Origin of the sequence: Streptomyces hilarionis (assembly GCF_024539675.1) — a bacterium.
In the GTDB taxonomy this organism is placed as follows: Bacteria; Actinomycetota; Actinomycetes; order Streptomycetales; family Streptomycetaceae; genus Streptomyces; species Streptomyces hilarionis.
The window spans coordinates 1-7,447 of sequence record NZ_JAHHIT010000255.1 but is presented as its reverse complement, the minus strand read 5'-3'; the positions used below and the strand labels follow the sequence as shown (position 1 = coordinate 7,447).

General features: G+C 72.3%; 7 protein-coding genes. 2 read left to right on the top strand and 5 right to left on the bottom strand.

The annotated features are described in order from the left end of the window. Nucleotides 1–63: 63 nt before the first annotated feature. The 4 genes from KMS84_RS36835 to KMS84_RS36820 form a co-directional block, all read right to left on the bottom strand. Nucleotides 64–801 (bottom strand): ABC transporter ATP-binding protein, encoded by a 738-nt coding sequence (locus tag KMS84_RS36835; protein ID WP_256920909.1) that lies wholly within the window; start codon nt 799–801, stop codon nt 64–66. Next, the gene (locus KMS84_RS36830) at nt 777–1,727 is read right to left on the bottom strand and encodes an ABC transporter permease (RefSeq protein ID WP_256920908.1); all 951 of its coding nucleotides are present in this window, start codon (nt 1,725–1,727) and stop codon (nt 777–779) included. The genes KMS84_RS36835 and KMS84_RS36830 overlap by 25 nt, the downstream gene beginning before the upstream one ends. A 5-nt stretch (nt 1,728–1,732) precedes the next feature. Further along, nucleotides 1,733–2,803: an ABC transporter substrate-binding protein gene (locus tag KMS84_RS36825; protein WP_256920907.1), complete on the bottom strand. Its 1,071-nt coding sequence runs from the start codon at nt 2,801–2,803 to the stop codon at nt 1,733–1,735. 331 nt (nt 2,804–3,134) lie between these two features. Continuing rightward, the gene (locus KMS84_RS36820) at nt 3,135–4,349 is read right to left on the bottom strand and encodes an ROK family transcriptional regulator (RefSeq protein WP_256920906.1); all 1,215 of its coding nucleotides are present in this window, start codon (nt 4,347–4,349) and stop codon (nt 3,135–3,137) included. Nucleotides 4,350–4,814: 465 nt separating this feature from the next. On the opposite strand from KMS84_RS36820, the gene KMS84_RS36815 reads away from it, so the two are divergent. Beyond that, nucleotides 4,815–5,420 carry a biotin transporter BioY gene (locus KMS84_RS36815; RefSeq protein ID WP_256920905.1) on the top strand — a complete coding sequence of 202 codons (606 nt, stop codon included), beginning with the start codon at nt 4,815–4,817 and terminating at the stop codon, nt 5,418–5,420. A gap of 109 nt (nt 5,421–5,529) precedes the next feature. Here the strand turns inward: KMS84_RS36815 and KMS84_RS36810 are convergent, their stop codons facing one another. After that, on the bottom strand, nt 5,530–6,261 hold the full coding sequence (locus tag KMS84_RS36810; RefSeq protein ID WP_256920904.1) for an LPXTG cell wall anchor domain-containing protein: 732 nt from the start codon (nt 6,259–6,261) through the stop codon (nt 5,530–5,532). Between the two features lie 170 nt (nt 6,262–6,431). Between KMS84_RS36810 and KMS84_RS36805 the strand changes: the two genes are divergently transcribed. Further along, nucleotides 6,432–7,447, top strand: a 1,016-nt coding sequence (locus tag KMS84_RS36805) for a serine/threonine-protein kinase (RefSeq protein WP_498066962.1), incomplete at its 3' end; no start/stop codon positions are given.

Here is a 7,447-nt window from a genome sequence, read left to right as displayed (position 1 = left end):
GAAGAGGGGGAGGGGGAGGGGGAGAGGCGGGGAGGGTGGTCGAGGTGACCGGAAGGCCGGCCGTCAGGCGACGTCCGACGTCACGCCCAGCGCCGTGAGCAGCCGCTCGCGGTACTCGCCGAGCAGCGGATCCCGGTAGGAGCGCGGATGCGGCCGTTCGACGGTCAGGTCGAGCCCGATGCGCCCGTGGTCGAGGACGAGGACCCGGTCGGCGAGCACGATCGCCTCGTCCACGTCGTGCGTGACGAGCAGCACGGACGGCCGGTGGGCCTCCCACAGCACCCGCAGCAGCGTGTGCATCTTGATGCGGGTCAGGGCGTCCAGCGCCCCGAACGGCTCGTCCGCCAGCAGCAGTTCGGGCTCGCGGACCAGCGAGCGGGCCAGCGCGGCGCGCTGTGCCTCACCGCCGGACAGCTCGTTGGGCCAGGCCCGCTCGCGGCCCTCCAGCCCGACCTCGGCGAGCGCCTCGCGCCCCTTGCGCTCGGCCTCCCTTCCGTCCAGGCCGAGCAGCACGTTGTCCAGCACCCGCCGCCACGGCAGCAGCCGGGAGTCCTGGAAGACGACGGACACCCGGTCCGGGGCCGTCAGCTCCCCCTCCCCGGTGACCTCGTGGTCCAGGCCCGCGACCGCGCGCAGCAGGGTGCTCTTGCCGGACCCGCTGTGCCCGAGCAGGGCCACGAACTGTCCGGCGGGGATGTCCAGGTCGATGCCGTCCAGGACGGTGCGTCCGTCGAAGGACCGGGTCAGGCCCCGCAGCCGGACGGCGGCGGACCGGGTCAGTTGCTCAGCGTGCGGCGCCACGACAGCACCCTCCGTTCGATGAGACGGACCGCGCTGTCGGAGATCAGACCGAAGACGCCGTAGATGAGGAGACCGACGAGGATGACGTCCGACTGGCCGTAGTTCTGGGCCTGGAACATCAGGTAGCCGAGCCCGCTCGTGGCGTTGATCTGCTCCAGGACGACCAGGCCGAGCCAGGATCCGGTGACGCCGAGCCGGAGTCCCACGAAGAATCCGGGCAGTGCCCCGGGAACCACGATCTGCCGGATGAACCGGACCTTCGACAGGCCCTGCACCTCGGCGAGTTCGACGAACCGGTGGTCGATGCCGGACAGCGCGGCATGCGTGTTGAGGTAGATCGGGATGTAGACGACGATGGCGATGATCGCGATCTTGAAGGTCTCGCCGATGCCCAGCCACAGGATGAACAACGGGATCAGCCCGAGGGTCGGGATCGCCCGGTTGAGCTGCACGGTTCCGTCGATCAAGGCCTCGCCGGTCCGGGTCAGCCCCGAGGCCAGCGCGAGCGTCACCCCGGCGACGAGGCCGATCGCGAAGCCGTAGCCGGCGCGTTCCAGCGAGGTGAGGACGTCGGTGGGCAGCGTCCCGTCCGTCCACAGGTGGACGCCGGTCTCGAACACCGTCCAGGGTGCGGGGATCGCCCCCGTGTCCAGTCGGCCGGCGGCCGAGGCGGCGGCCCACAGGGCGATCAGGAGCAGCGGCCCGGCGAGCCGGGAGGCCGGCCAGGGCTTGCCGGGGGCCAGTGCCCGGCGTCGCCGCCGACGGGCCGGGGAGCCGGTCGCGGCCGCCCCGGAGCCGGCGGCGGGAGCGACGGAGCCGGCGGCGGGAGCCGCGGCCTCGGCGCCCGCGCCGGTGGCCTTGTCGGTGTCGGTGTCGGCGCCCGGGGCCGCGGTCGTGCCCCGGGTCGTGTCGGCGCTGGTGGTCATGGCGGTCACCTCCGGTACCGGGCTGCCACGGACTGGGCGGCGATGCCCTCGAAGCGGTGGTCGAAGAGCGAGGCGACGTCGAACTTCTTCACGAAGCCGCCCTCGGCGAGGAGGTCCGCCGTCTCCTGTTCCCACCGGATGGCCTCGTCCCAACTCGGCGGGAAAAGCGGCTTGTTGGCGAGTGCGGTGATCGACCTGGCCTGGTCGGGACTCAGGTTCTGCGTCTTGACGAAGAACTCCTCGTTCCAGACGTCGGGGTTCTCGTAGCTCCACACCAGACCCTGCGCCCACTGGGGCACGAACGCGGCGACGGCGGCCGCCTTCGCCTCGTCCCGCAGCACCGACGTCGGCGCCCACAGCAGGCTGAGCAGGTCCACGACGTCGGTGGTGATGACGCGGGCGCCCTTGGACCCGTACTGCTTGAGGTAGGCCGGCGACTGGGTGTTGCCGAGCGGCGCGATGTCCACCTGCCCCGATTGCAGGGCGGTCAGGAACTGGTTGCTGGTCAGCGGCACCAGCTTCACGTCGTCGTACGTCAGGCCGGCCTTCTTGAGCGCGCGCAGCAGGACGACGCCCTGCGCCTGCCCCTGGGAGAACGCCAGCTTCCGCCCCCGGAAGTCGTCGACGCTCCGGATGTCGCTGCCCGGCTTGGTGGCGAAGACGTAGTTCGGCCTGCGGGTGATGTTGATGGCGACGATCTTCGCGTCGAAGCCCTGGTAGTGCGCCTGGATCGGCGGGATGCCGGCGTTGTTGGCTAGGTCCAGGGACTTGGCGCGGAACGCGTTGATGACGTCCGGACCGGCCCCGATGTTCAGCCAGTTCGACACCTTGAAGGGCAGGTCGGGCAGGTGCGCCAGCTTGAGCTGCAACTCCTGCTGGCCCTGGAAGGAGGCGATCTTCAGGCTCGTGCCGGCGGGCACCCTGTCGGCGAGCGGGGCGGTCGGCGCGGCCTCGCCGCCGGTGGCGGCGCTGCTCTGCGCGCAGCCGCTGAGCCCGGCGACCCCGGCGGCGGCGCCGAGCAGGGAGGTGAGGAAGAGACGCCGGTCGACACCGGACGCACTACGGGAAACGGGCATGGAAGGACCCCCGGGGAAATGGAGAGAGGGAAAGCCTGGCGGCGGCAACGGAAAAGAAAGGCGGTGTCGGCGTTGGACGCAGAGGACCGTATGGCGCGACGGTGCGGGCATGACAAGACAGGTCAGGGCATGGCGAGGCATGACCAGGCACGACGCTGTGGGGAAAAACCCGGCGGGGGAATTCACCTGAGGAGGGAATTCACCCGGGCGAAGGCGGGGAGAGGGGCGCGCTCCCGGCGCGCCGGGGGCGTCAGCAACAGAAGGTGCGACAGCTCATGGGCACAAGTTTCCGGTCCGGGCGCGAGCCCTGTCAACATTCGGAGTTTCTGAATTAACTTGGCCGGGGCACGGCGATCGCGGACGAGGTCAGCGGGTCGCGGTAGAGCACGTCCAGCGCCACCGCCCCGCCCGCCACGGCCAGCGCCGAGCCGGGGAAGCTGCTCGGCGAGACGGCGGCCGCGCGGTCGGCGCCCACCTCCTCGCGCAGCGCGGCGAGGCAGTCCTCGCGGAACAGCACCCCCACCTCCGTGACGACGACCCGCTCCGGATTGAGCACGTCCAGCAGCAGTCCGGCCGCCCGCCCCACCATCCGCGCCCGCTCCCGCAACAGCCGTGCGGCCACCGGGTTCCCGCCGTCCGCGGCGGCGACCACGTCCATCGGGTTCACCCCGTCGGTCACCCCCGCCTCCCGGGCCCGCCGGCACAGCGTCAGCTCGCTCAGCTCCGCCTGGAGGCAGCCCACCCGGCCGCAGTCACAGGGCTGCGTGCCCCCGGCCAACGGCAGATGCGCGATCGACCCGGCCTGGGAACGCGGCCCGTGGTGCACCTCGTCATGGGTGGCGAACGCCGCGTCGACCATGTTCCCGACGAACAGGTGCAGCACGCTGCGGCTGCCGCGGGCCCGTCCGAACAGCCGCTCGGCGTTGACCAACGCCCGGGCGTGACCGTCCACATGGACCGTCAGCCCGGTGCGCGCGCTCATCTCCTCGCGCACCGGCACGTCCCGCCAGCCCAGCAGCGGATGCTCGACGACGGCGCCCGAATCCCGGTCCACCCAGCCGCCCGCGGCGAATCCCAGCGCCAGGGGGCGGCAGCCCGGGTGCTCCTCCAGCAGCGCGCCCAGCCCGTCGGCCGCCCGGGCCAACACCTGGGACGGTGCGACACCGCGATGCCTCGACTCCCGTCGCGCCAGCACCCGTCCGCGCAGGTCGAGCAGGGAGACGGTCGTGTACGGCACCGCCACGTGGACGCCGCCCACCACGAAGCGGGAGTCGTCCAGGTCCACGGGAACATGCGGGCGGCCCACCCCGTTGCTGCGCCGGGGCGCGGCCGCCTCGCGGAGCAGCCCGATCCGGGTCAGCCGGGCGCAGTGGTCCGTGACGGAGGCGGGGGACAGCCCGGTCAGCCGGGCGATGGTGGAGCGCGCCACCGGTCCGTGCTCCAGCACGGACCGCAGGATCACGCTGGCGCTGGTGCGCCGGCGGTCGCTGTCGGCGACACGGGTGAGAGGGGAGACCAGAGCGGGGGGAGCCGCGGTACGGGGCATGGGGAACTTCCTCGGAAGTCAGGAGCCGGTCCGACACTGCGCCGTCTGTGGAGCGTGGCGCGCCGGATGGTCGGCTCCGCCCGCCTCACACCGGAGGGCGACAGGCGGCAGCGCCCACGCGTCGCAGGTCGACATGGCGACGCGACGAGAAGTTCAGGGCCTGGGCCTGGGCAACCATGGCTCGAAGCTAGCAGCGAGGAACCGTCCTGCCCAGACGGCGACCGACGGGCGAGACAGCGCGGCTCGATTGGCGAAACCCTACAGAGACCGCCCGGGCCGCCCGCGTAGCCCGCACCACCTCACCTCAGTGACCGGGGTCACCCCGTACCGGGTGTAACGCCCATGCTTTGTCCGAAGCCCACCAAGCCCCGACCGGCCCGTTTGTCGATCGCTGACGGTGATCACGCGGACCCCGCTGGGATAGCGTCGCCGTGTCCCGATCCGTACGACCCCAGCGGAGTCCCCATGAGCACGGCCGCCGTCACCCCCGCCCGCCCCGGACAGGTCCTCGCCGACCTGCTCCCTTCCCCCACGCTGCGCGTGGGCGGGGCCGCCGCCCGGGTCCGGGACGTCGCGCTCGTGCTCGGCGGCGCCGCGCTGACCGGCCTCGCGGCCCAGATCGCGGTCCCGGTCCCCGGCACCCCGGTCCCGGTCACCGGCCAGACCTTCGCCGCGCTGCTCGTCGGCACCACGCTGGGCGCCCGCCGCGGCGCCTCCTCCCTCGCGGTGTACGCGCTCGCCGGACTCGCGGGCGTGCCGTGGTTCGCCGACGGCGCCTCGGGCATCGGCGTCTCCTTCGGCTACATCCTCGGCATGATCCTCGCGACCGCGGTCGTGGGCGCCCTGGCCCGCCGAGGCGCCGACCGCTCCGTGCTGCGCATGGCGGGCACGATGCTGCTGGGCGAGGCGATCATCTACGCCGTCGGCGTCCCGTACCTGGCCTACGCGGCCGACCTCTCCGCCTCCGCCGCCGTCGCGGCCGGTCTCACTCCGTTCCTGATCGGCGACGCCCTCAAGGCGGCGCTGGCGATGGGCCTGCTGCCCACGGCCTGGAAGCTCGTCCGCCGCTGACCGTCCGGCGCCGTCCGTCAGCCGCCGGCCGTGCGGTGACGGCGCCCCGGCGATGACCGGTGAGCAGGCGTGACCCGACGATGTGCCGTCGGGTCACGCCTCCCGTGCGTCAGGCCTGCCGCGCCTCGCCGGCCGCCGGACGGCGGCGGGACCACCACAGCCCGGCCGTCCCCGCCACGAGCAGCGAGACGCCCGCCGCGCCCAGCGGGAGCACGTCCCGCCCGACGCCGGTCCGCGGCAGTTCGTCGCCGCCCGGAGCCGCGGGGGTGTTGTCGGTGCCGAGCAGCAGCGGGGTGGCGGGCGCGTTCGGCGACGGGTTCGTCGTGCCGAACGGCACCGGGCCCTGCTGCCAGAACGTCTTCTTGCCGTCACTCGTCTGCACCGGCAGACAGATCTTCCCGGTCTTCTTCAGATCGAAGGTCGCGTCGACGGCGTACGACTTCGACGCGCCGGCCGCGAGATGGTCGAGGGGGCAGGAGAATCCGCTGTTGGACCCCGCCGGAAGGTCCTTCTTCGCGATCGCGTCGCATCCCTGAACGCTTTTGACCGTCAGCCCGTCGAAGCCGACGACCAGAAGGCGTATCCGTCCGCTGTCCTTGCTCCCCTCGTTCTTCACCGTGGCGGTGATCGCCGTCTTCCCGGACTTGTTGTCGACCGAGATCCGCTCCGGCAGCGTCGTGGTCGTCCGCACGCCCGCGGGCGCCGCGTCGACGGGCTTTCCCCCCTTGCCGCTGCCCGGCCCCTGGTCGTCCGCCCCGGCAGGGAAGGAAAGGATCAACACTGCCGAGAACGATGCCGCGACCAGCGGTCCTGCAATGTTCGTCGTACGACGAGAACTCATGTTCGTCCCCCTTGGCTGCGCCTGAATTCGCAGTACTTGAAGAGGTACCACAAGATTTCTCCGCACTATGCTGGTACCGCACTAAGTGTGACTATTGTGTTTCTGAGTCCGGACGATGGCGGGGGAGCAGCGGATTGCCGGGGAATTCGGGAGACATGGGGAATCCGGGAATGCCGGAAAGTCCGGTGAACGGCGGGAATTCGGGGAGCGGCGGTTTTCCCGGGCTGCTGGTGACGGGACGTTATCGGCTGGTCGAGAGTATCGGCCAGGGAGGAATGGGGCGGGTGTGGCGGGCCACCGACGAGGTGCTCGACCGGTCGGTCGCGGTCAAGGAGATGCGCATCGACGGCATGGGCGCGGAGGACACCCGTACCCGCCGCGAACGCACCCTGCGCGAGGCGCGGGCGACCGCCCGCATCGACCATCCCCACGTCGTGCGCGTCTACGACGTCGTCGACGAGGGCGAACGCCTCTGGATCGTCATGGAGTTGGTGGCCGGCCGCTCCCTCGAACAGATCATGGCCGAGGACGGTCCGCTGGACCCGCGGGAGACCGCCCGCATCGGTCTCGGGCTGGTCACCGCGCTCCGTCAGGTGCATGCGAGGGGCGTGCTGCACCGGGACATCAAGCCCGGCAACGTCCTGGTGGAGCGCGGGAACCGGGGAGCGGGGGAGCAGCGGCGGGACTGTGCCGGCCGCGCGGGCGAGGACGGAGGGCGGGGACTCGGCGAGGGGTGGGAGAGCGGCGGAGGGCCGGAGGGCGGCGAAGGGCCGGAGGGCGGCGAGGGGCGGGTGGTCCTCACCGACTTCGGCATCGCCGCGATCCAGGACGCCAAGGCGCTGACCATGGTGGGCATGCTGGTCGGTTCCCCCGACTACATGGCTCCCGAGCGCATCTCCGGCCGGCCGCAGGGCCCGCCCTCCGACGTCTGGTCCCTGGGCGCGACGCTGTGCGCCGCACTGACCGGACGTTCCCCCTTCTCCCGGGACACCACGCTGGCCACCCTGCACGCCGTGCTCTACGAGGAGCCCCGACTCCCGCCCGGCGCGGGGCCGTTGCACACCGTCCTCGCCGCGCTGCTGCTCAAGGAGCCCACCGCCCGCCCCACCCTCACAGCCCTGGAAGCCGTCCTCACCCCCGTGGCCTTCCCGGCGCCACCCCCGAAACCCGCACCGCCACCCCCCAC

What these genes read in the sequence shown, in the direction of transcription:
- KMS84_RS36810 (WP_256920904.1), bottom strand. Translation starts at nt 6,261, where the DNA reads ATGAGTTCTCGTCGTACGACGAACATTGCAGGACCGCTGGTCGCGGCA.
- KMS84_RS36815 (WP_256920905.1), top strand. Translation starts at nt 4,815, where the DNA reads ATGAGCACGGCCGCCGTCACCCCCGCCCGCCCCGGACAGGTCCTCGCC.
- KMS84_RS36820 (WP_256920906.1), bottom strand. Translation starts at nt 4,349, where the DNA reads ATGCCCCGTACCGCGGCTCCCCCCGCTCTGGTCTCCCCTCTCACCCGT.
- KMS84_RS36830 (WP_256920908.1), bottom strand. Translation starts at nt 1,727, where the DNA reads ATGACCACCAGCGCCGACACGACCCGGGGCACGACCGCGGCCCCGGGC.
- KMS84_RS36825 (WP_256920907.1), bottom strand. Translation starts at nt 2,803, where the DNA reads ATGCCCGTTTCCCGTAGTGCGTCCGGTGTCGACCGGCGTCTCTTCCTC.